Origin of the sequence: Nostoc sp. NMS8 (assembly GCF_017115045.1) — a bacterium.
Taxonomy (GTDB): Bacteria; Cyanobacteriota; Cyanobacteriia; order Cyanobacteriales; family Nostocaceae; genus Nostoc.
Window position 1 is genome coordinate 1 of the sequence record NZ_JABXKK010000050.1, and the last position, 22,490, is coordinate 22,490.

16 protein-coding genes, 1 tRNA gene and 1 pseudogene are annotated in these 22,490 nt (G+C 42.0%); 8 read left to right on the top strand and 10 right to left on the bottom strand.

Annotated elements, in window-relative coordinates:
- Positions 1 to 62: 62 nt before the first annotated feature.
- Entirely contained in the window at positions 63 to 788 is a 726-nt protein-coding gene (locus HWQ39_RS08795) for a transporter substrate-binding domain-containing protein (protein WP_292843746.1), read from the top strand.
- A 1-nt stretch (position 789) separates the two neighbouring features.
- On the opposite strand, the gene HWQ39_RS08800 is transcribed toward HWQ39_RS08795, so the two are convergent.
- Positions 790 to 1,660 (bottom strand): IS630 family transposase gene (locus HWQ39_RS08800; protein WP_292843522.1). Its coding sequence is split into 2 segments (ribosomal slippage): positions 790 to 1,350 and positions 1,352 to 1,660, totalling 870 coding nucleotides; the frame shifts between segments, so codons are not numbered across the junction.
- A gap of 8 nt (positions 1,661 to 1,668) precedes the next feature.
- On the opposite strand from HWQ39_RS08800, the gene HWQ39_RS08805 reads away from it, so the two are divergent.
- Positions 1,669 to 1,854, top strand: coding sequence for a transporter substrate-binding domain-containing protein (locus tag HWQ39_RS08805; RefSeq protein WP_366932240.1), 186 nt, complete (start codon positions 1,669 to 1,671; stop codon positions 1,852 to 1,854).
- Between the two features lie 155 nt (positions 1,855 to 2,009).
- Here HWQ39_RS08805 and mazG read toward each other — a convergent pair whose 3' ends face one another.
- Complete coding sequence (mazG, locus tag HWQ39_RS08810) at positions 2,010 to 2,834, bottom strand: nucleoside triphosphate pyrophosphohydrolase (RefSeq protein ID WP_292843523.1); 825 nt, start codon at positions 2,832 to 2,834, stop codon at positions 2,010 to 2,012.
- 51 nt (positions 2,835 to 2,885) lie between these two features.
- Complete coding sequence (locus HWQ39_RS08815) at positions 2,886 to 3,473, bottom strand: metal-binding protein (protein ID WP_292843524.1); 588 nt, start codon at positions 3,471 to 3,473, stop codon at positions 2,886 to 2,888.
- A gap of 143 nt (positions 3,474 to 3,616) precedes the next feature.
- Here HWQ39_RS08815 and HWQ39_RS08820 point away from each other — a divergent pair.
- Positions 3,617 to 3,689 (top strand) — tRNA-Val (locus tag HWQ39_RS08820).
- Between the two features lie 73 nt (positions 3,690 to 3,762).
- On the opposite strand, the gene HWQ39_RS08825 is transcribed toward HWQ39_RS08820, so the two are convergent.
- From HWQ39_RS08825 to HWQ39_RS08840, 4 genes and pseudogenes are all read right to left on the bottom strand, one after another.
- The gene (locus tag HWQ39_RS08825; RefSeq protein ID WP_292843525.1) at positions 3,763 to 4,506 is read right to left on the bottom strand and encodes an alpha/beta hydrolase; all 744 of its coding nucleotides are present in this window, start codon (positions 4,504 to 4,506) and stop codon (positions 3,763 to 3,765) included.
- Positions 4,507 to 4,541: 35 nt separating this feature from the next.
- Positions 4,542 to 5,156, bottom strand: coding sequence for a hypothetical protein (locus HWQ39_RS08830; protein ID WP_292843526.1), 615 nt, complete (start codon positions 5,154 to 5,156; stop codon positions 4,542 to 4,544).
- 123 nt (positions 5,157 to 5,279) lie between these two features.
- Positions 5,280 to 9,752 (bottom strand): annotated as a pseudogene (locus tag HWQ39_RS08835) (ribosome assembly protein 4).
- 75 nt (positions 9,753 to 9,827) lie between these two features.
- A complete protein-coding gene (locus HWQ39_RS08840; protein WP_292843527.1) occupies positions 9,828 to 11,180 on the bottom strand; it encodes an AAA family ATPase in 1,353 nt (450 codons plus the stop codon).
- A gap of 243 nt (positions 11,181 to 11,423) precedes the next feature.
- On the opposite strand from HWQ39_RS08840, the gene leuC reads away from it, so the two are divergent.
- Positions 11,424 to 12,827 (top strand): 3-isopropylmalate dehydratase large subunit, encoded by a 1,404-nt coding sequence (gene leuC, locus HWQ39_RS08845; RefSeq protein ID WP_292843528.1) that lies wholly within the window; start codon positions 11,424 to 11,426, stop codon positions 12,825 to 12,827.
- A gap of 120 nt (positions 12,828 to 12,947) precedes the next feature.
- Complete coding sequence (gene leuD / locus HWQ39_RS08850; RefSeq protein WP_292843529.1) at positions 12,948 to 13,556, top strand: 3-isopropylmalate dehydratase small subunit; 609 nt, start codon at positions 12,948 to 12,950, stop codon at positions 13,554 to 13,556.
- Positions 13,557 to 13,653: 97 nt separating this feature from the next.
- Here leuD and HWQ39_RS08855 read toward each other — a convergent pair whose 3' ends face one another.
- Positions 13,654 to 15,582 (bottom strand): protein kinase, encoded by a 1,929-nt coding sequence (locus HWQ39_RS08855; RefSeq protein WP_292843530.1) that lies wholly within the window; start codon positions 15,580 to 15,582, stop codon positions 13,654 to 13,656.
- Between the two features lie 164 nt (positions 15,583 to 15,746).
- Between HWQ39_RS08855 and HWQ39_RS08860 the strand changes: the two genes are divergently transcribed.
- The 3 genes from HWQ39_RS08860 to HWQ39_RS08870 all read left to right on the top strand — a co-directional run bounded on the left by HWQ39_RS08860 (position 15,747) and on the right by HWQ39_RS08870 (position 19,636).
- On the top strand, positions 15,747 to 16,235 hold the full coding sequence (locus HWQ39_RS08860; RefSeq protein WP_292843531.1) for a hypothetical protein: 489 nt from the start codon (positions 15,747 to 15,749) through the stop codon (positions 16,233 to 16,235).
- Positions 16,236 to 16,390: 155 nt separating this feature from the next.
- Entirely contained in the window at positions 16,391 to 18,076 is a 1,686-nt protein-coding gene (locus HWQ39_RS08865; RefSeq protein ID WP_292843532.1) for an RluA family pseudouridine synthase, read from the top strand.
- A gap of 189 nt (positions 18,077 to 18,265) precedes the next feature.
- The gene (locus HWQ39_RS08870) at positions 18,266 to 19,636 is read left to right on the top strand and encodes a DUF4041 domain-containing protein (RefSeq protein ID WP_292843533.1); all 1,371 of its coding nucleotides are present in this window, start codon (positions 18,266 to 18,268) and stop codon (positions 19,634 to 19,636) included.
- 41 nt (positions 19,637 to 19,677) lie between these two features.
- On the opposite strand, the gene HWQ39_RS08875 is transcribed toward HWQ39_RS08870, so the two are convergent.
- Together HWQ39_RS08875 and HWQ39_RS08880 are read right to left on the bottom strand one after the other, a co-directional pair.
- A complete protein-coding gene (locus HWQ39_RS08875) occupies positions 19,678 to 20,934 on the bottom strand; it encodes a formylglycine-generating enzyme family protein (RefSeq protein ID WP_292843534.1) in 1,257 nt (418 codons plus the stop codon).
- A gap of 33 nt (positions 20,935 to 20,967) precedes the next feature.
- Positions 20,968 to 22,035 (bottom strand): trypsin-like peptidase domain-containing protein, encoded by a 1,068-nt coding sequence (locus HWQ39_RS08880; protein WP_292843535.1) that lies wholly within the window; start codon positions 22,033 to 22,035, stop codon positions 20,968 to 20,970.
- Positions 22,036 to 22,490: the final 455 nt, after the last annotated feature.

Here is a 22,490-nt window from a genome sequence, read left to right on the forward strand (position 1 = left end):
TCAGTACCTCTGCCATAATCCCCCTGTCAATAGGGTTTGAGACGCGCTAACCCTGGCCAGAACTGCTTTCTGCTATTAAGGACAAAAAAGCCAACTTGGGAATTGCAGCCATCTCGATTACAGCCGAACGCGAGCAGAGTTTTGATTTCTCATTACCTATTTTTGCTGGGGGACTGCAAATTATGGTAAGAAACCCAGAGAACAATAACAGTGCCTTTCCAAATATTTTGCAATTGTTTTTTTCTGCTAGCCTTTTGCAGGTAATAGGCGTTGCCCTAGTCCTAATTCTCGTAGCAGCTCATATTATTTGGTTATCTGAGCGCCACCACAAAGATGGGATGATTTCTCAATCATACTTTCCGGGAATTTTTAAAGCCTGTTGGTGGGCAGCTGCCACATTAGCAACCCAAGCTGATGAAATGCCCAAGGGAGTAATAGGACGTTTAATAGCTGTAATCTGGATGTTTACTGGAGTACTTTTCGTCGCCTACTTTACAGCCAGCGCTACCACATCATTGACACTACAACAGCTTCAGGGCGATATCAGGAGTGTAGACGATTTACCCAGCAAGGTAGTGGCGACAACTGCGGGTAGCACAGCAGCCACATACCTGCGAGAACATCATATTTCAATTTTAGAAGTCCCCAAGATAGAGCAAGCTTACGATGCTCTGCAAACAAAAAAAGCTGATGCCGTGGTGTTTGATGCGCCTGTACTCCTCTTCTATGCTGCCAATCAAGGTAAGGGGAAGGTACAACTTGTTGGTAGTATAGCAATCGAAATATAGATTAGGACGTTAAACGAATAGCTGTATCAACTCTCTCCCGAAAATTGTCGATAGTACCAACTGATTTCCTGACACGATTTTTTATGGGAAACCAATAATGTTCAATCTCATTTAAATCAGGAGAGTCGGGTGGTAAATACTCAAGTTCACATCCAACTGATTCAATTAATTCACGAATTTTCTGAGATTTCTGAAAAGTGGCATTATCAAGAATAACTGTTTGTCCTGATTTGAGTTCAGGTAAAAGTTTTTCTTGGAGCCATTTCTCAAAAACTAACCGATTACACGAACCTTCAAAGGTTAATGGGGCAACTAACTCTCCTTTGCATAAAGCACTCATAATACTTACTCTCAGATTTCTTATTCCTGATTTTAAATCGTAAAATCTTTCTCCTTTGGGGTTCCATCCATAACCATAGTCTTCTCTAGTATCTATTCCTGATTCATCAACGTAGACTAGCTGTAAGCGTTCTTTGTGGCTAATTTTGGCTCGAAATTCCTGCCTTTTTTCTTCATCCCTTTCTCTATAACCGTAAGTTTTTTTTTCGGGTATAACCAATTTTCTTTAAAGCTTTTCCTATAGTGCGATCGCTAATCTTTTCTAGCCAAACTTCTGCCATTTCTGCTTGAGTTTTACTGCCATTTATTTGCACAAACTGCTGAAATTTCTCTAAATCAGTAATTTTGGCATTATATCCTTGTTGATATCCTACTTTCGCCTGATAATCTCCTGTCTCTTCTCTCTTCTTTAACCAAATGTCTATTGTATTACGGCTAATTTGAAAGATGCGACTGGCTTGAGTTTTTCTCATCCCACCATCAATTGCATTAACCACCTTAGTTCTTAAATCGTAACTATAAGATGCTGGCATTTATTTTTATGTTTTTTCTATTATGTCATAATCTATGCTTCGATAGCTATATCTTGCGTGAAGAAAGCTACGGCATCATTCTGCCTAACAATAGTCCCTACCGCAAACCAATTAATAAAGCCCTGCTGAATCTCAAAGAAAATGGCACTTATCATATAGCGATTGATAAGTGGTTCGGTGCTGAAAAATCTTGAAGAAGGGATTGGGGAGAAATCAATTAAAAATTAAGAATTAAAAATTAAAAATTGTACCCTTACAGGGAAGCAAGCTACGCGCAGCGTCTCGTAGAGAAGAAAAAGACTGGGGGAGACAAGCAGAATAACCATGCTCAATGCCCACTCCCTGCCCTCTACTCCCCACTCCCTTCTTTGGCAAGTTGAGCTTTTGCCTGCTGCCACAATTTTTCTAACTCATTCAAACTGTAATCAGAAAGGGGACGATCAACAATCGCCTCCATTTTTTCTAATCGTTGAACAAAGCGCTGATTTGTGCCTTGCAAAGCCGTGCTGGGATCAAGATGATGCCAACGGGCCAACTGAATCACGGCAAATAGTAAATCGCCTAATTCTGCTTCTTGTCGCGCTGGTGTTTCCTCAGCTAAAGCCTGTTGAAACTCTCCCAACTCCTCATGAAACTTATCCCAGACACCCTGAATATTTTCCCATTCAAACCCGATCGCAGCAGCCTTTTGAGAAATCTTCATTGCCGCCGTCAGTGGGGGAAGAGTACGCCCATAACGAGCGAGTTTAGCACTAAATTTTTGCGCCTCTGGAGATGCTTCGCCCTTTTCCGCAGCCTTGATTTGTTCCCAATTTTGCCGCACCTCATCCACACTGGCCACCGACACATCACCAAATACATGAGGATGACGGCGAATCAACTTTTGGGAAATTCCCTGAGTTATTTCTTTGAGAGAAAATTGCCCAGATTCGCTAGCGATTTGGGCTTGTAATACCACCTGTAATAATAAATCGCCTAGCTCCTCAGCGATCGCCCCTTTATCCCCACTCTTAATCGCATCCACCACCTCATAAGCTTCCTCAATCACATAAGGCGTCAGCGTTTCGGCAGTTTGAGCCAAATCCCAAGGACAACCACCATCAGGCTCACGCAACTTCGCCACCACCTCAATCAACTCCTGCAACGCCGCCAAACTCTCATCTTGCTTTTCCATACCTCTGCGTACCTCTGCGCTTCCCTTAACGTTCCTTTGCGTTTAAAAAAATTATTTCTTCACTCTCGCCCGACGATCGCCACCCCTCACTTTCCGCCTCTTAATTTTGCCACTAGGAAGCAACCCCCGAACCCCCTGTTTTCTTACCCGCTTATAAGCCGATCCCCCCCAATCGCTGAGAGAATGACTCATCGCACCGAGTTCCAACCCCAAAAACAAAGCGATATATTCAGTATCGTATTGCACGAGCGATCGCCCCAAATTTCCTCCCAAATCTTGCCAAGTAAAACTCAGATTCCATAACCTTTGCGCGATCGCCAAAACGAAAATTGCCAAAATAGCAAGCAAACATCCTAGATAAATCACCCGCAAAATCGTGCCAATAATCGGCCCGTGGGATAAAAAAGAACGATGCCGCAGACTTTTTTGATAAGGTAGCCAAATCCAGCGCAAGAAACCCCAGCGTTGGAATTGCACAGAGTAAATATCCAAATCGGGGCCAAACATCAGCCCACCAAAGAGAAACCCGCCTGCAACCAACAAAGTCGCACTGCTACTGCGAGTCTGCCAAAAAGTAACGCCCGCCACCAATGGCAGAGCATACATAGTAATGCGATCGTGCGTTCGACCAGAGGGCATCCTAAATCCTGTTAGCGATAGCGGGGTGTTGAGCCAGTGCTGAATAACTGAATACTGAGTCAGTATAAGAGAAAAAAAGATTTTCTTGAAACTACTAGCGCAACGTGAAATGTTTTGCTATATTAGTTAAGGATTAGTCAAACGGGCGGTTAGCTCAGTTGGTAGAGCGCCTGCCTTACAAGCAGGATGTCATCAGTTCGAGTCTGGTACTGCCCACTAAGTAAATAAAGGCTAGAGACAGCTTAGATGCGGTTTCTAGCCTTTTTTAAATGGATTCACAATCTCTACTTTACTCACTAGTTAATACTGAAGCAAGAAGGTCGGGACGAGACAGGTGTGGGCAATGTCCAGAAGGTAGTTCAATGGCATCGACTCCTAAACGCTTGCGTGCGGCGTAGCGTGACCATGTAGGAGATATTATTCGGTCATTGGTACAAACAATATATTTACGTTCAACATTTGGCAAAGCTTTTAGAGGATTCGTTTCAAAAATATATGCCATAGATTGTTGCAAACGACTTTTCGAGATTGCCCACTGTGTTACATCTGGTTGACAATCATGAAAGAAAAACTCCCTTAATACTGCTTTGTCTGAATAATCTTTGCCTACGGAAGCTGGTTCATACATATCAGGCTCATCGTAGAACTGTTCGAGTTTACTTGGGTCTTTTGGCTGGTAATTGAATGATTTGAGCGTATCAGAATCAAGACGATGAGAAAATTGGTCGAGTGTACTGACTCCAGGATAGGGGAGCAGCGCAGCCACAAACACTAGTTGACGCACTTTTACCGCTTCTGCAACTAAGGGAATTATAGTACCAGCCATTGAGTGACCGACTAGTACAATATCATCATCAGTTTTTGGCAGCGCTTGAATTACTACATCTGCAAATTGGGACAAAGTAGCAGATGCATTGTCAATTGGTAAATCCATTGCTAGGGTTTTGTGACCCTGTGTTTCTAAGTAGGGAATTAGCAAATCCCAACACCAAGTGGCTTGGAAAGCACCGTGAACTAGACAATATAGACTCATATAAATTAAATTGTGGTACTGCTGGGCGAGTTGATTCAAACAGCAGTTAAAATAGGCTGAAAAGGTTGCAATAAAATACCCAAAATTTTATCAACTTCTTTAATATAATACTCAGTCGAATCTATATAAACAGTCGTCCCTTCTAAAAATAAAAACTTCCAGTTCGTTCCACTAGTAACTGAGCCGTAAATTCGCCCAACTTCATTGCCTTGATTTTGATTGAATAACTGCGCCGCAATCATTGCCGCTACACATTGACCCAGACCGCCGATAATATCTTCTTTTTTTGCTTCAAAAATAAACATTACGGGAGCAGAAATAAATAATTGCTCTTGGGAGTTGCTGATAATGTAATCGCAAAAACCTTGCAAGCCTTGAGTTGCATCAACATTAAATTCATTTCCAGAGAACAGAGAGATTTTATTATTTAATAATCGTCTGACTTCTGCGAGGATTGGGGCAATTAAAAATTCTGACCTTGCTTTTTCGGTTGAAATTGCAGTTGCTAAAGGAATGTAATCAATTAAAATCGTGCTGAGAGTTTCTGATGGTGTAACAGGTTTTGTATCAGCAAATAAATTCCGAGTTTCATCGAGGGTTAAGTCAAAACTTTTTTTCACCTTGGCGAGACTAAAATCGCTGTATGCCATCCTTTCCACCTTGTGATTATTTATTTTTAAGGGACTTCCAAATAAAAAAATATCCAACTTTTCTTGTGGGGTGGGCGTCTCGCCCGCCCCACAAGATTGCATAATTTATTTCTTGAAAATCTCTTAACGTGAGTTTGGCTGCAATTCAACCTTACCTTGATTCACCAACTCTTTCGCCCTCGCCTGGGAATCAAACTTTAAATTATTATCCCACTGCTGTGCTTTGTTAAACTTTTCCACAGCGCCATTAATATCATTATTTCGCGCTAACTTCTCGCCTTGGATGACTAACGTTGTCGCCCCCAACACCAAACGTGATGGAGTTTGGCATGATTGCAACTCTTCTAACACTTCTGGATGGATAACTAGGTAATTATTCAACAAATTGCAACCACTGAGTAATAAATTATCGAAATCCAAATCCCATAAAATCACGGTCTTGTCTTCACTGCCAGAAGCCAGTGTCTTGCCATCGGGGCTGAAGACTACGCCCCTGACTGTACTGCTATGCCCAGTCAGAGGGTTTTGATGGCTTTGCCTGTGCTAACATCCCAGAGTTTGATCGTCTTGTCATTACTGCTAGAAGCCAGTGTCTTGCCATCGGGGCTGAAGACTACGCCCCTGACTGTACTGCTATGCCCAGTCAGAGGGTTTTGATGGCTTTGCCTGTGCTAACATCCCAGAGTTTGATCGTCTTGTCATTACTGCTAGAAGCCAGTGTCTTGCCATCGGGGCTGAAGACTACGCCCCTGACTGTACTGCTATGCCCAGTCAGAGGGTTTTGATGGCTTTGCCTGTGCTAACATCCCAGAGTTTGATCGTGTTGTCTTCAGTGCCAGAAGCCAGTGTCTTGCCATCTGGGCTAAAGACTACGCTACTGACCAAACTGCTATGCCCAGTCAGGGTTTTCATGGCTTTGCCTGTGCTGACATCCCAGAGTTTGATCGTGTTGTCTTCAGTGCCAGAAGCCAGTGTCTTGCCATCTGGGCTAAAGACTACGCTACTGACCAAACTGCTATGCCCAGTCAGGGTTTTCATGGCTTTGCCTGTGCTGACATCCCAGAGTTTGATCGTTTCGTCATAACTGCCAGAAGCCAGTGTCTTGCCATCTGGGCTAAAGACTACGCCCCTGACTGTACTGCTATGCCCAGTCAGGGTTTTCATGGCTTTGCCTGTGCTGACATCCCAGAGTTTGATCGTTTCGTCATAACTGCCAGAAGCCAGTGTCTTGCCATCCGGGCTGAAGACTACGCCCCTGACCGAACTGCTATGCCCTTCTAAGGTATTTACCTCTATAGCACGATTCTCTTTCCTATCATTTGGCTTTAAGTAAACCCCTTGCTGTAAAGTTGCCACAGTTTGTATTAAAGTATCGCTTCTGTGCTGTGCCCAAAGTGTATGCTTGAGTTTGTTACTTGCCCTTAAGGCTGTTATTAAAGCATCTGGGTATTGTTCAGAAACAGCAAAGGCTTCAGAAGAATTATTGATGGCGTTAATTTGATTAACATTTGCCTCTACTGCCCACTGGAATGTTGCCGCTGCTAAAACAGCAAATCCTAAACCTGCGGTTATGGAACCAAAAAGGGCGCGTTTGAGAAAGCTATTCAGTTTCGCTTCACTCAGTTTTCTTTCTTTTCGTTCTTTTTCCAGTTCCGCCATCACCTGCTTTAACTTCGGTTCCTGCTGCTGGCGAATAAAGGCGGCGATGTAGTCATGTACCAGTTGATAACGGTCAAAAGGATTTTCTGGTAACAAAACCACTAAGCCGGATTGGACAAAAATTTCTAACACTAAATCTAATTTACTGATTTCAACAGCTTTATCTTCCCTAGTTTCTGATCCCCCCGCCTGTGGCGACCCCCTTCTTAAGGGGGTTTTTGATCCCCCCGCCTGCGGCGACCCCCTTCTTAAGGGGGTAGAAAGAATAAAGCCCCCCTTTTTAAGGGGGGTTGGGGGGATCTCCGAGAAGTACGGCAGCAAATCGCGTTCCAACTCAGCGCGAGTTTTTAACGGGCGAGTTCCTTTTTCATCAGTCAGCAAATACAGTAATATTTCTGCGGCTTGCTGATTTTCTACGCCGCAATCATTAACAACTTCATTCAAATAACGCTTAACCAATTCGTCCTTAGTACCACGCTGCCGATATTCTGCCAGAGTTGTAATATTCTCCGTTTGCAGTTGCGCCCCCACAACCTGCAACTCAATGGGACGCACTTCACCCAATCCATCGGCTAAATCTTGCACGAGTTGTTCAACTAAAGCAGGTTCTAAGTGAAAACTAGTATTTTCGGTTAAACGCTGAATAATTGACTTGGTATCAGCAGGTGAAAAGTTCCCCAACTTGTAAAGTACATTATTGCTGAGAATGTCATTGCCAATAATCTTGAGGCTGGACAAATCATTGCACTCCAGCAAGTAATGGATATAATCTACCCGCAGCGATAAGATAACTTTCACCGATAAAACATTCAGACACTCTCCCAGAAACTCAAAGAATTGCTTCCTTTGTGCAGGTTCGGTGTAAACAAAGAAAAATTCCTCAAATTGATCAAAAATTAACACCGTGCGGAGGTTACGCTGTTCGTTTTCTTTGAGTCTGGATATCAAATATTGCGGAGTTCCGAGTTCTGAGGTCGAAGTTCCGAGTTCTGAAGTCGAAGTTCCGAGTTCTGAGGTCGAAATTCCGAGTTCAGAGGTCGGACTTCCGAGTTCAGAGGTCGGACTTCCGAGTTCAAAGGTCGGACTTCCGAGTTCAAAGGTCGGACTTCCGAGTTCAAAGGTGGAACTTCCGAGTTCAAAGGTGGAACTTCCGAGTTCAGAGGTTGAAACTTGAAGTTTTAACTCTCCCTCATCTCCCTCATTTCCCAAAAGCCTCCCCAATTCTTCCGCCCAGTTAGTATAAACCCGCATTACCACCGGCAAATAATCTTGAACACCGATCGCTTTATCCTTTAAAGCTGGCACTAATCCCGCATTCACCAGGGAACTTTTGCCGACACCCGATTGCCCATGAATTACTATCAGCTTATAATCAGGGCGACCCATACGTTCAATTAAACGTTCTACATCCAATAGACGACCAGATGCAGTAATTTCTGGGGCAATATTTCCTTGGGGAGAGTTTGAGCGCAATGTCTCTACAAATGCCTGTTTTGTTGCTTCTAACCTACCCGCACCAATAAAAGCCCGCAAGCCAAATTGCTGTTCAATAGAACGCCGTTGCTGTTTGATTTTGTATGCTTTGAGATATTCTTTGCGCTCAAAATAAAGCTGCTGCAAAAATCTCAGAATATCCAAGTAAAGCCTGACATCTTCTAGAGGATTACCCACATCCCTAGCAGTTTCTAAGCTGAGAGTTGCCTGTTGAATTTGATCTAAATGGTATTGAGAACGAGCTAAAATAAACTGATATAAACTCAAATCTTTTGATTTCAAATCTCTTTCGGAAATCTCAGATACAACCCCCGATCTACTCGCTGATTCCACATTGGGAATGGTAGCAAAAACTTTCAAGGCTTGCTGAACAAGCTGATTTGCTTCGACCCAGTTTTTGTTAGCCAAAGCTACCTCAGCTAAAAAACCGTAATCTTTGGCTAATTCTCTTACCTGGTTGTTAGTTTGATGTACTCCTAAAGCTTTTTCTGTAAGACTTTGCAAAGTTTCCCATTTTTGCAAGTCTCGCAAGATATCACCGAACTTTACTACTGAACTAGCAATTAAATCTGAATTATGAAATCGGCTAATAAAATTTATATACTCTTGAATATAATGCCACGCTGTAGCCCAATCTGGATGATTAACATCTTGATGTTTAAAAGCTTTGAGATAATAGCAAAAGCCAATTTCACCGAGGATTTTTATCTGAGATTCTAAATTATTAGTTTGCTGCCACAGCTTATAAGCTGTGTGATAATGCTGTAGCGCCGAATCTTTTTGATTATTTATCTGTTTGATAAAACCTAATAAAGATTCTAAATTAGCTTGAATTTCTAAATTATAAACATCTGGCTTGTTGAGTAAATATCTTTGCGCCGCTTCTAACTCATTTTCCAGCTTTACATATCCATCTACGCTAAATTTTAAGTTGTTAGCAAACCAAGAATTAGCCGTTTCGGTGACAAAATCTACTAATTCTTGTGTTGATATATCAAAATTTCTCGTAGTTGCCCAACTTTCCAAATCTGGTGCAAGCTGTATTAGTTGCTTATAGATTTCATCGTCAATCCACAACACTAAGGGAAAAGCAAAATTTTTGCGAAACTCTTCCCGCACTTGATTTGCAGAAGTTAACATCACAGATAAATTCTGCACTGATTCCAAACCCACAACCATTACACAGGCTGGTATCTCTTCGCCGAATTCTTCTTGAATCGCAGTATAAAGAGTCCTGTTAGATTGCTGCACTGCCAAAACGCGAATTTCGACTCGACAAATTTCCTGCAATCTGGAGATTAAGCGATCGCGCAGGCTAGCATAATTACACCGTGCCAAAATCAGCTTAAACTGTCCCACAGAGGATTCGATCGCCCAAGCTAATTGTGTCAGAGTGCGCTCGTTGTTTACATGGTTATCTTTTGGTGGTTGCTGTGAACTCATAAGCTTATGTGTTTAGTTCGTAGTAAGCACTTTAGTGCTTTCAAAGATAGGAAATAATAAGCACTAAAGTGCTTACTACAAACTTAATTCTCTGGCTTCAGCCAAGACAGGATTAACATCAAACCAAGACTCCCCACCATCCCGATATTCAAAGACAAACCGACTGCGGATCAGTTTTTGATATCCTTGGTCATCACTCACCTTTTTCCTTTCCTTGACATGACGTAACAATTGCCACTCATCATCAGAAATTGGCAACATTATTTCATTCCGCCGAGAACGAATCACTTCCTCTAAGGTTTCACGGGTGAGGGGAAGGCTCATTTCTTCCATAATCCAGGTATTCAGCAGCCTCAACACGTCCCGCACATGACCACCGCTCATTTTACATAACCGCTCTAGGCTAGCAGCACTATCAAAAATCTCAGTAATTTTATTTAAACGCTCCTCTGGTGTCATGTCAGGAAAAGCTCTAGCAAGTACCATCTGCTGCATGAGTAACATTCCCTGTGTATGAACACTGCCATCACACCATTGTACAGGTACCATTGGTAACACCTTGGGATCTTCTGGGAAACGCTGAGTCAGCATTCCGTAATCGTTGGAAAACTTCAAAGATAAGGGCATGGTATAGATGAGATGACAATTAAGCTTAGTCAAAAACTCACCTTGATCGACAAATAGATATTCTTGCTGCGGACGACCCCAAGGTTTGACACGATTATCTATACGGTCAAGATTATCGACAATTACCACTAGACCATTTTTACCCTGCTGTTTGAGTTTAGCGATCGCAGGTTCCAATAATTCTTGATTAATCGCTTCCAGCAGTTTAGTTTTTTGCGGTGCTAAATACTGATTGAGTTTTTCTCGCAGTGTTGGGTCATTTTTCATCTTCGCGGTGATTTCACCAATACCCACAGACAGAGAAAGCTTTTCTTTATCTGCGGATAAACCCACATCACCAACCCCCGGAACCTTAAGTTTTCCCCCCGTCACCTCGGAGTTTAAGACCTTCCAAGCACCTTGCAGCAACTCATTAAATTTGTTAGGTGTCTCTAGTGTAATTTTATCGAGATTTTGACTCACACGCCGAGCGATCGCTAATAGTACATCAGCAATATCAACATCGGTCATTTCCAGGTCATCACTGGACTCAAAATAGACCACTTGGAAGCCTAACTTTTCCAGTTCTGCCTGTAACCGCAATAGTTCTGTCGATTTACCACAACCAATATGCCCAGTAAATAAAGTACAAGTGGGTTCATTCGGCTTAAAAAAAGTAATCTTCTGCTTCAGCTTGCCAAGAATATCACCACCTCGTACCGAGGAAAAATCTATATAATACTTGCCATCAGAGCTATTGTTGACAAACAGAGTTCTGCTGGGGTCGCTAGCCTGATAAAATTCCCGTAAGTCTATGGGCATAACCTGGTACTGCAATTATCTGGTATTGTCTTAACATATCCTTGTGGAAAAGGATAAAGTTACTTACATCATTGCATCTTACTATTTCGGAGAATTCTTGCTTTTACTGCCTCAAAAGCGATCATAATGACATCGCAAATTCTCTGCGTACCTCTGCGTTTAAAAATATTTAAGTGATCTACAAAAACCGAGACTCTTTTTTGATACTATTTAAAACCGGACTCTTTAAATACTGATTGACGTATGAGCAAAGGTACCCTGTTTGACAAAGTTTGGGACTTACACACCGTTGGTACACTTCCCTCAGGGCTGACGCAACTATTTATCGGGCTTCATCTAGTTCATGAAGTCACCAGTCCCCAGGCCTTTGCTATGTTACGCGAGAAGGGTCTAAAAGTACTGTTTCCAGAACGAACTGTGGCCACGGTCGATCATATTGTGCCCACAGATAATCAAGCGCGTCCCTTTGCCGATAGCTTGGCAGAAGAAATGATTCAGGCGCTTGAACAAAATTGTCAAGAAAATAACATAACTTTTTACAATATTGGTTCTGGGAGTCAGGGTATAGTTCACGTCATCGCCCCAGAACTGGGAATTACCCAGCCGGGAATGACGATCGCTTGTGGAGATAGTCACACTTCCAGTCATGGGGCATTTGGTGCGATCGCATTTGGTATCGGTACTAGTCAAGTCCGCGATGTTCTCGCTTCCCAAACCCTCGCCCTTTCCAAATTGAAAGTCCGCAAAATTGAAGTTAACGGCACTCTCAACCCTGGAGTTTACGCAAAAGATGTCATCCTGCATATCATCCGCACCCTTGGCGTAAAAGGTGGTGTGGGTTATGGCTACGAATTTGCAGGGACGACATTTGAGCAAATGAATATGGAAGAGAGGATGACTGTCTGCAATATGGCGATCGAAGGCGGTGCTAGATGCGGCTATGTCAATCCCGATCGAGTCACCTACGATTACCTCAAAGGCAGAGATTTTGCTCCCAAAGGTGCAGATTGGGATCAAGCAGTAGTTTGGTGGGAATCCATCAAGAGTGATGCTAATGCCCAGTACGATGATGTCGTAGTATTTGACGCGGCGGAAATTCCTCCTACCGTTACTTGGGGGATTACTCCCGGTCAAGGTATCGGTGTCAATCAGTCAGTACCTCAGCCAGAAGAACTGCTGGAAGAAGACCGATTTATTGCCGAAGAAGCTTACCGCTACATGGATTTATATCCTGGTCAACCCATCAAGGGTACCAAAATAGATGTCTGCTTTATTGGTAGTTGCACCAACGGCAGAATTAGTGATTTACGAGAAGCGGCAAAAATCGCCAAAGGTCGCCACGTTGCAGAAGGAATCAAAGCCTTTGTTGTCCCTGGTTCTGAACGGGTGAAGGAAGAGGCGGAAGCTGAAGGACTGGATAAAATCTTTCAGGAAGCCGGATTTGAGTGGCGGGAACCGGGATGTTCCATGTGCCTGGCTATGAACCCCGATAAGCTAGAAGGAAGACAAATCAGTGCTTCCTCATCTAATCGCAACTTTAAAGGCAGACAAGGTTCCTCTTCCGGTCGGACATTGCTGATGAGTCCGGCGATGGTCGCCACTGCTGCCATCAAAGGCGAAGTTTCTGATGTGCGCGAGTTGCTGTAATTTTGGGGACTGGGGACTAGGGACTGGGGATTGGGAATTGAAAGTTTACCTATTCCCAACTCCCTCATCTTCCCCAGTCCCTTTTTCAACAGGCTGTCATTGAAATAATAGATAAAATCTATGGTGAGTGAAGTTAAAACAGTTTCAGGGCGCGGTATACCTTTAGTGGGCAATGATATAGATACCGATCGCATCATTCCCGCGCGATATTTGAAAGCCGTTACCTTTGATGGGTTAGGCGAAGGCGCGTTTATTGATGATCGGAAAGCACTTAAAGGTGAACATGCCTTTGACCAACCCCAATATCAAGGCGCGAAGATTTTAATAGTCAACCGTAACTTTGGCTGTGGTTCATCAAGAGAACATGCACCCCAAGCGATCGCTAAATGGGGAATCCAAGCTTTAATCGGTGAAAGCTTTGCCGAAATCTTTTTCGGTAACTGTGTGGCAATGGGCATACCTTGTGTGACAGCCGATGCTGTTACAGTTAAACAGCTGCAAGAGTTAGTCGCTGCCAATCCCCAAGCCGCCGTCACTGTAAATCTGGAAACCTTGCAAGTACAAATTGGTGATTACACCGCCCCAGTTGCGATCGGTGAAGGGACAAGAAGCACATTTATTTCTGGAACTTGGGATGCTTGCGGTCAGTTGGTGGCTAACGCTGACCAAGTTCGGGCAACGGCTGCAAAATTACCTTATGTGGGTTGGGGCAATTTAGCCGCAAGTTAGCGGTATGTAACAAATTAATTACCTTTGCAATCCCCATCTTCGCAGTAACTTGTTCGCCTTAGCGTCTCGTATAGAAGATGGGGAATTTCGCGGCCTCTTAAAAGCCACTTTTAGGAGTTTCTATAGCATTAGGACTCTCTGTAGTGGTAGGTTTTTTAGTATCGGTAACTTTCTGGTCGGTACTCTTCTGATTACCTTGATTTTCTAGCGTAGTTAGTGCCTGTTTTGCCAGATTTGCGGCTGCTTGTTTAAATAATGGTTCTATTTTATTTCGCCAATATTGAGTATTCGGCAACTTTTCAGGATGGTTTTTATAATCTAAAACTTTATCCCATTTACCACCATCTATTGCTTTGTTAATCTCATTAGATAACGCCTCAGCCTTCGCCCAATCTTGCTGCCACTGGGCAATCATTTTGCCCGTCTCTTGGATACCAGAAGCAGCATTTGCCGGAATTGACCTCAAAAGTGCGATCGCTCCTGTTATATCCCCTGAATCATACTTCTGTCTTGCTTGTTCTATAATATTGGCACTGTTATCGCTAGGCTGCGATCGTTCTGATTTCCCAGCATCGTCAGCTGACCCCTTCGACTTTTCTGGTAATGGAGTTACAACATTTTGCGATTTTGATTTTGTCTTGCTAGTCGGTCGATTCGCAATCGAGCTACTATCATCTACAATCTTTGTTGCAATGCCTTTTTCGCGCAAGCAAGAACTCCATTCTTGATTATTGGTTATCTGATCCGAGTCAACCCAAGCCAAACGACCAGGTTTAAGTTTAATTTCTACCCAACCTCCTTTTGTCCGCTTGCCAGTCACCTGGAAATTAGTGTTATCAGTAACAGTTTGCAAAACATTATTAGAATTTATCGAACTAGGTTTAGAACGGATATTAGAATTTCCCACGACAATAGCCAAGCATTTGTCTGTTAAGGCAGTATTATTACCAGTAATATTTAAAGCGAAATTTTTCACATTTGGATATACATTGGCTACCAAAGCAGCCGCACCACCCGCCAATAATATGCCAACTAATATCGGCCATGGGTCTGATTTATGAGAATCTTGACGCCCAGGTTTCGCGCGGACAGGATTGGCTGGTGCAACTGCAACAGTTTGTAGCCGAGATACTTGAGGTTGGGATTTGGCTGTTTGGTAGTTGGAATTATTAGCGGCTTCTTGAGAGGTGGAAAGTACTGGTACAGGATTAATCGCCTCTTTACAGACTTGTAGCGCCTCTGTGGCGCTTTGGTAGCGGTCTTTGAAGTGATAACGTACCATCTTAGACAACACTGCCGCCAGTCGATGGTTCACGGTTGCTGAATGACGCCAGATGATTTCGCCCGTTTCTGGGTCTTCTTGCAATTCTGTTGGCTGTAATCCTGTTAATGCTTGAATAGCAATCACACCAAGGGAATAGATATCGCTATTAGGGCGGGGTTTACCTTGTCCTTGTTCTGTGGGCATATAGCCAGGAGTGCCAATAACCACTGTCGGCGAGGCTTGTCCGCCCACTGCTACCATCTGTGTACGCAGTTGCTTCACTGCCCCAAAGTCTACTAAAACTAACTTATTATCGGAAGCGCGACGAATGATATTATCCGGCTTGATATCGCGGTGAATCACACCTTGGCGATGGACAAATTCGAGAATTTCTAAAACTTCCTGTAACAGTTGAATTACCTGGCTTTCATTCCAGCGCTTACCAGAGATAAGTTCTTCAGCTAAGGTATGTCCTTCAATATATTCTTGTACTAGATAGAATTCTTGATTTTCGTCAAAATACGCTAGTAGCCTGGGTATTTGGTCATGATTGCCCAGTTTTTCTAAGGTTTCGGCTTCACTGTTGAATAGACGTTTCGCAGTATCAAAAACTCTGGGGTCAGTTCCGGGTTTAAGGTGCTTAACAACGCAGATGGGATTGCCAGGCCGTCTAGTATCTTGAGCAATATAGGTTTGACCAAATCCTCCCATCGCGAGGACTCGAATTACTTGGTAACGATGATCTAGTAGCTTGCCTATCATATTCCCTCCCCAGAGTTCTTACCTAATTTTTCAGCTAGTAATAAATATCTCCAAATTTTCTTCAATGAAATCCGCTATCTTGAGAAAAGATTTAGATTAAAAACGCAGCTTTTTAATAAACATAGACTGTTTATTTTTCTTTATAGTGCCCCTGTTTACTACCAATGCCACCTAAAATAACAAACTCAGTTGCATGGCAACAGGCTGAAATCCTCATGCAGCCTGCTTTCATTCGGGTTATCGACAATCTCCGTAAGCTGCTTGATGAATCCCCCTGGACGGGAACTTACCATGATGTCCTGATTTGGCCGCCTAGCACCACTGATGAAATCAAAGCATTGGTGACTGAGTTGTTGCAATCAATGGAAACTGCAACGCCTCAAGAAGCAGATGAAATCAGACAGACTCTGGCTCGTCTGCCGATGCCCCATCCAGGATATCATCTACGTTTAGAGCATCAACAGCAGCAAGCAAGTATCGATTTGTGGGAACTGTGTTATCAAGTGTGTTTTATAAAATACAGCCCAGTTCAGGAATCTGCTGATGTTGATACTAGTTTAATTGATGAATTCGGTGAAGTGGATTGGCTGCGTTTGGATGCGAAGGCAAAGGAGTTAGTTGAACAGGCGTTTGCTAAATTACCAGAAAGTTGAACAAGAGGCAAGGGAGCAGGGAGCGGGGAGCAGGGGAGATAGAAAAGAATTGGAATTCGACCCCTCCCTGCTCGAGAACCACTTAACTACTATGGAGGACGTAAGAACATATTCTGCTCCCTGCCCCTTCCCCCTGCCTATTCGTTGAAACCTATATGGTAGTTCTGCACCCACTTTCAGATTTCATCGACTGCGATGCCATCAGCGATTCATCTTGTAGCTATTGGTACGAAGGCCGCTGTCTGGAAAGTGGCCTTCGCCTAAAATTACCCCGCACCTCAATGTCTGAAGCGATCGCCTACAGACTAATGCAAGAGTTAGCTAATAATGACTGTTATTCTCATGAAGGCAAGATGTATGGCATCTTATTGGTTGAACTGCCTAATGGCGAACAACGGATACTAAAAGCCTTCTCCGGTCTTTTAAATGGTTGTAGTGTTGTTGAGGGCTGGGTACCACCAATTCCAGGTAGAGACGAAGTTGCTTTTGAGGAAGCTCGTACTTTGGCGCAGTTAGACGCGATTAAGCAAGAACTTTTGACCTTGAAGCAACTCACAGAACGCCAGCAGTATGAAACTCTATTAAATGAGTTTGAGCAACAGTTGCAAGCAATGAGCGATCGCCATCGCTATTGCAAACATCAACGACAGGAAAAACGTCAGCAAATCTGCAAGACACTCAGCCCAGAAGCACTCACTATTGCTCTTGAACAACTTGATGAAGAGAGCCGTCAGCAAGGAATTGAGCGACGACAACTTAAACTCCAGCAAAATGCCCGATTACAACCTCTGCAACAGTTAATTGCAGCGGCGGATGCGCGAATTAGTGAACTGAAACAACAGCGAAAAGCACTATCCCGTCAATTACAAGCTCAAATGCAGGCTAGCTATAGCTTGACTAATTTTTCTGGGCGATCGCAATCATTGCAAGAATTGATGCCAGAAGGTTCGCCCACTGGTACAGGAGACTGTTGTGCCCCAAAGCTACTTCATTATGCAGCAACACATAATCTCAAACCGTTGGCAATGGCAGAATTTTGGTGGGGTACGTCTTCAGCAAATCAGGACAAAATTCAGGGAGAATTTTATGGAGCGTGTATAGAACGATGTCAGCCATTGATGGGGTTTTTGCTCTCAGGGTTAAGACCTAACCCCCCAACCCCCTTGCCGCACTTCGTGCCGCTGCGCGAACGCAGGGAAGGGGGAGAGGTCACTTTACCCATTATTTATGAAGATGAATGGCTGATTGCGGTAAATAAACCTGCTGGATTACTTTCGGTACCTGGTCGTTATCGCGATCGCCAAGATAGTGTCTTGAGTCGCTTCGCTCATCTGTTACCGGATGGTATGTCACTTGCATCTGTGCATCGCTTAGATCAAGAAACTTCCGGGATTTTGTTGTTAGCGCGCGATCGCCAAACTCATCGGCAACTTAGTCAGCAGTTTCAGCAACGCCAGGTTCACAAGGTTTATGAAGCCATACTTTCCGGTGTTGTAACAGTTGAGCAAGGTGTAATTGACTTGCCATTGTGGGGAAATCCTGAAAATCGCCCCTATCAAAAAGTTGATTGGCAACACGGCAAACCCAGCTTGACACACTTTCAGGTAATGGCGAGAGAAGAAGATTACACCCGCTTAGAATTTACACCGCTAACAGGACGCACCCATCAATTGAGGGTTCATGCAGCTGATGTGCGAGGACTAGGGATTGCTATTTTAGGCGATCGCCTTTATGGATGCGATGCAGTTACCAGTCGCTTACATCTGCACGCTAGAGAACTTCATTTTGAGCATCCGCAGTTAAATGAAACTATTCACCTACATGTAAAAACACCGTTTTGAGAATGTTGCACAATAGAGTGCGATCGCTCTATTAATTTAGATTATACAAGCGTTCTATTACGTATTCTTTAATCAAAATTGATGCTTTTAACAGTGTAATTACCACCTATTTATAATTTTATAGTATCTTACCTTACTTTATCAATTATCCTATAAACTAAGTAAATAGGTAAAATACTACCACATAAGATGCAAGATTCCATGCTCTCAGCAGCCCTCATACTAATAATCTTAGGACTATTCGGTGCATTGATACAAGTTAACCTTGAATTGACTCCACTTAAACAGCGTCTACGTAAGTATGACACATTAACTTCTAGGGAGGAGTTTGAACAACAGTTAGATTCAAATATTAATTTAAAAAGAAATGAGCTTGCTGATCTTGAAAGACAACAGGAACTATTAAATACTCAAATTAAAAGCTTTGAGGATAAATCGAGAAAACTGGATGCAAAACTTTATCTTCAATCCCAAGATGCCTACGAGCCACAATACGATTTTATAAAGTCTGAAGACTACGTGATTCAATTGAAAAATATTAAATCACAACAAGAAGAAATGCGAAAAAAGAAACGAGCATTTATTTGTAACAAAGAAGTAACCATAGATGGTAATAAAAAAGAAGGTGAAAAAATGATGAAAGACCTTCTTAAGTTGATAGGCATAGCCTTTGAAACTCAGTGTGAGTATGCAATTAGAGATGTCAAATATAGTAATAGAGATAATTTAAAGAGAAAAATCAACGATACTTTTGAAAATATAAATATTTTATCAACAAAAACAGGTTGTAATATTTCATCAGCATATCTTGATTTGAAGTTAAGAGAATTAGACCTTAAATATGAGCTAGAGCAGAAAAAGCAGGAAGAAAGAGATAAAATGCAAGAACTTCAAAAGCAAAATCAAGAACGTAAAAAGATTGAGAAAGCAAGACAGATAGCTGAGGAAGCAGAAGAAAGAGAAAAAATTCATCAAAAGGAGCTTGAAATATTACAAAAGCAAAGAGAAGAAATAGAACAATATGAAGGTGAACAACGAAGACAACTAGAATTTAAAATTAATGATTTAGAACGACAACTTACTAAAGATAAAAGTGACAAAGAGAAAGCTTATGCTGAATCAACAAGACTGAAGCAAGGAGTTATTTATATAGTTTCAAACATAGGCTCTTTAGGTGAAGATATTTACAGGATATGTATGACTAAAAGTGGTGAACCAGAAAGATATATAAATAATATGAATCCAGCGACACCATTTAAATTTGATATTCATTTCAAAATCTTATCGGAAGATGCCTTAGATACATTAGAAAGATTACATCAGCGTTTTGCTACTAAAAGAATAAATATTGTTAATAAAAATAAAGAGTTCTTCAAAGTTTCAATAAATGAGATTGAGGAAGCAGTACAAGAAATTAGAAAAAAAACAGGAATTTTGACTATTCTTGAATATGAACCAACCCCTCAAGCAGATGAGTATCATCAAACTCTATTTGCACGTAAAAAATATCAAAATTTAACCTCTAAGGATACTAATTTAGAGGAAGACGGAATAGCATAGGTAAAAAAATAAAATAGGTGATTTTTCTACATAACATCAGGCTAAAGAGAGGAAACAATTCTAAAACCAACATGTTTGGCTACTTCGTCTGTGTTTTTATAAAGGCGGTAAGCAGAGCGACAAGAGGATGGATCGTTTAACCACGAGCCACCACGAATTACACGAGTTTTGTTCTCGTCGCGGTTATCTAACCATGCATCTTCATTTGGAGGCGCATTATTATAATTCTCATGCCAATGATCTAAGCACCACTCCCAAACGTTACCATGCATATCAAATAGTCCTAAAGGATTAGCAAACTGGAAGCTTTTCACTGGAGTAGTTTTTTCACGATTAATTCCTTTAGGTTCTAAGCCATAGGGATCGTAGTTAGCTAGATCGGAAATAATACTTTTACCAAAGTGAAAAGGGGTTGTAGTTCCAGCACGGCAAGCATATTCCCACTCAGCTTCGCTAGGAAGACGATATTGTTTACCTGTTTTTTCAGATAAGCGATCACAAAACTCAATAGCATCAAACCAAGAAACTTGGGTAATAGGATGACTTTTGCCTCCGTTGCGTGACGGGCGAAGTTTTAAGTTTTGACGAACTTCTCGCAAAGTAGCAACTTCCCTCCATTCTGCTTGTGTAATCGCATACTTGCTCATCAAAAATGGTTTGACTGTTACTTTATGTTGAGGTCTTTCATTGGAGTATCGCTTTCCTTCAGATTCTGGTGAACCCATCCAAAATTCTCCACTTGGAATATAGACCATTTCTAAAGTTACCCCGTTACCAAGGTCTTGAGTTAAGTAGTAGTTTTGTCTTCGACTACGTTTAATCTCTTTGCCTTGAGCATCTACTATCACAACTGTAAATTCAAAAGGCTGAGTTCCCAGAATTTGTGGGACAAGCAACTTTGTATCTTGTCCTTCCTCCAAGCTTTCCTGATTTTGGCTGGGAGTAGAAACAATACTAACCGCTTTAATACTCTTACGCTCAATAAATTTGCTATTCCGTTGTTGAAATTCTAAAGTGGAAATCTCTGCAATAATAATGTTGAGTTTTTGTTTAGTCTCCAAACCACTAAATTCACTATCTGCAAGCATCCTAAGAAATATCAATAATTGATCATGTCCTTCAGAGAATAGGAGTTCAATCAATTCTGTAAAAAAGACAATATTATTTTTCTCGAAGGAGTTGATTCTAGTATTCAAATGATCAAATCCCGTAACCATCAAAAGAGCTTTACGCTCTCCAGTATGTAGAGTACCTGGTATATTGACTAGCAACTGTAGCAATTGGGATTTGACACTCATACATAATAGAACTTAGATACTTGTGGGATTTCTCTAAAGCGAGGTATTCCTTGCTGCCTTAAGCAAGTTTACAAGCTCTGAGGGTAAATCGGCTAAGATGCTCTCTATCCGTATCCCCTCGTTTCTAAAGTAACGCTGCTGGGTTGTTGGTTCAGGGATATTACCCCCAGCATGGTGCAGAGCAACAATCTGCCAACCATCATTAAAAACTGGAGAGCCAGAGGAGCCTTGTAATGTTGAGGTTATATACTGCACCACATTACCACCCACATATTGAACAAAATTATTCTGAAGCGAAATCTGCTTAGGTTGTCCTGATGGGTGTTGAATTATATTAACTCGGCTACCAACACTAATCGCTTTAGATGTAAGTGGCAACCAACCCCATTTTTTTCCAGGTTCTCCTCCGAGTTGAACTAAAGTATAATCAAGAGCTTGGTTAGTATGAAAAGCTCCATTGCGTTTAGGGCGATACTCATCAGTTTGTTGAGCTTCTCCCTGAAAATTGTCTTCATAGTTAAAACGAAAAATTGTATCTGCCAGTAGATTTGAGCTAGGCAGAACATGATTGTTAGTCAACAATAAATCTTGAGCCACAAGAAATCCGCTTCCTGACCAGCGTTCTTGGCTAGTTATTACCCCAATATAGGCAACTGATCGCGCTACCTGAAGTCCCTGCTGTAAAAAAGAGATTGGGCGTAGAGTATTCTCACCAATTATTTTCTCTAATACATCTGAAGTCGTTTTCCCCCCTCGCCACTCATTGATAGCAGGTAATCTTGCGATCGGGGTCATCATGTCATACTTTGTCAGCAGCATATCCAAAAAATCTTGCTGCTGAACTCCCATAAGGCTTTTCAAGGTATTCAATAACAGTCCTAGCGCCTCATCGTCATAGGTTAAACGCCCATAATTAGATAGATAGCTAACAATCTCACTAACTGCCACAAATGAAGCACCCGAAAGATTGATCATGGGTAGTACCTGTTTCAAACCTGCTAGCTCCAAAATTTGCTGACGCGATCGCTCTGTAGCTAGTTCTGGTAAATCTTTTAGGAGAGTTATTAATTGTTTGCGATCTTCAGCTTCTAGATTGACCATATTTTTAGTCTTCGAGTGGAGTTGGTACTATCAAATATCAAAAAGATGACGAAGGAAGAATTCTAGTACTGATTAAATATTCCAAATTAGATGGCTTTAACATTTTTAAAACATAACTATTTTTACAACACATCCTGTTGCTAAACAAGAATATTTCTCTGACCATACACCGTTTAGTAATGTTTACAGACTTATATTAGGCAGCTAACTCTAAGAAGTTTGCATATAAATACTGATTTGATGTAGTATCAAAAATAGTATAAGTTACCTACCAAGACTAATGCTCCATCTCAAACCCTCACCATTCCAATTCCGAATTCTAGGCTTGTAGCTTACAGCAATTTTCAAATGCGTGAAATACTGCTTATTGTAGAGTACGAAACTCGCCGTTGACGAACCGACAACGGCGAGTTTTGTGTTTGTAGATATATTATGTGGTTTTTAACCGTCATATT

Coding starts and splice junctions, on each gene's coding strand:
- HWQ39_RS08840 (WP_292843527.1), bottom strand. CDS start 11,180: ATGCCCATAGACTTACGGGAATTTTATCAGGCTAGCGACCCCAGCAGA.
- HWQ39_RS08855 (WP_292843530.1), bottom strand. CDS start 15,582: ATGATAGGCAAGCTACTAGATCATCGTTACCAAGTAATTCGAGTCCTC.
- HWQ39_RS08805 (WP_366932240.1), top strand. CDS start 1,669: ATGTTTTTTCTATTATGTCATAATCTATGCTTCGATAGCTATATCTTG.
- HWQ39_RS08880 (WP_292843535.1), bottom strand. CDS start 22,035: ATGGTCAATCTAGAAGCTGAAGATCGCAAACAATTAATAACTCTCCTA.
- mazG (WP_292843523.1), bottom strand. CDS start 2,834: ATGGAAAAGCAAGATGAGAGTTTGGCGGCGTTGCAGGAGTTGATTGAG.
- leuD (WP_292843529.1), top strand. CDS start 12,948: ATGGTGAGTGAAGTTAAAACAGTTTCAGGGCGCGGTATACCTTTAGTG.
- HWQ39_RS08830 (WP_292843526.1), bottom strand. CDS start 5,156: ATGGCATACAGCGATTTTAGTCTCGCCAAGGTGAAAAAAAGTTTTGAC.
- HWQ39_RS08875 (WP_292843534.1), bottom strand. CDS start 20,934: ATGAGTGTCAAATCCCAATTGCTACAGTTGCTAGTCAATATACCAGGT.
- leuC (WP_292843528.1), top strand. CDS start 11,424: ATGAGCAAAGGTACCCTGTTTGACAAAGTTTGGGACTTACACACCGTT.
- HWQ39_RS08865 (WP_292843532.1), top strand. CDS start 16,391: ATGGTAGTTCTGCACCCACTTTCAGATTTCATCGACTGCGATGCCATC.
- HWQ39_RS08860 (WP_292843531.1), top strand. CDS start 15,747: ATGCCACCTAAAATAACAAACTCAGTTGCATGGCAACAGGCTGAAATC.
- HWQ39_RS08825 (WP_292843525.1), bottom strand. CDS start 4,506: ATGAGTCTATATTGTCTAGTTCACGGTGCTTTCCAAGCCACTTGGTGT.
- HWQ39_RS08870 (WP_292843533.1), top strand. CDS start 18,266: ATGCAAGATTCCATGCTCTCAGCAGCCCTCATACTAATAATCTTAGGA.
- HWQ39_RS08815 (WP_292843524.1), bottom strand. CDS start 3,473: ATGCCCTCTGGTCGAACGCACGATCGCATTACTATGTATGCTCTGCCA.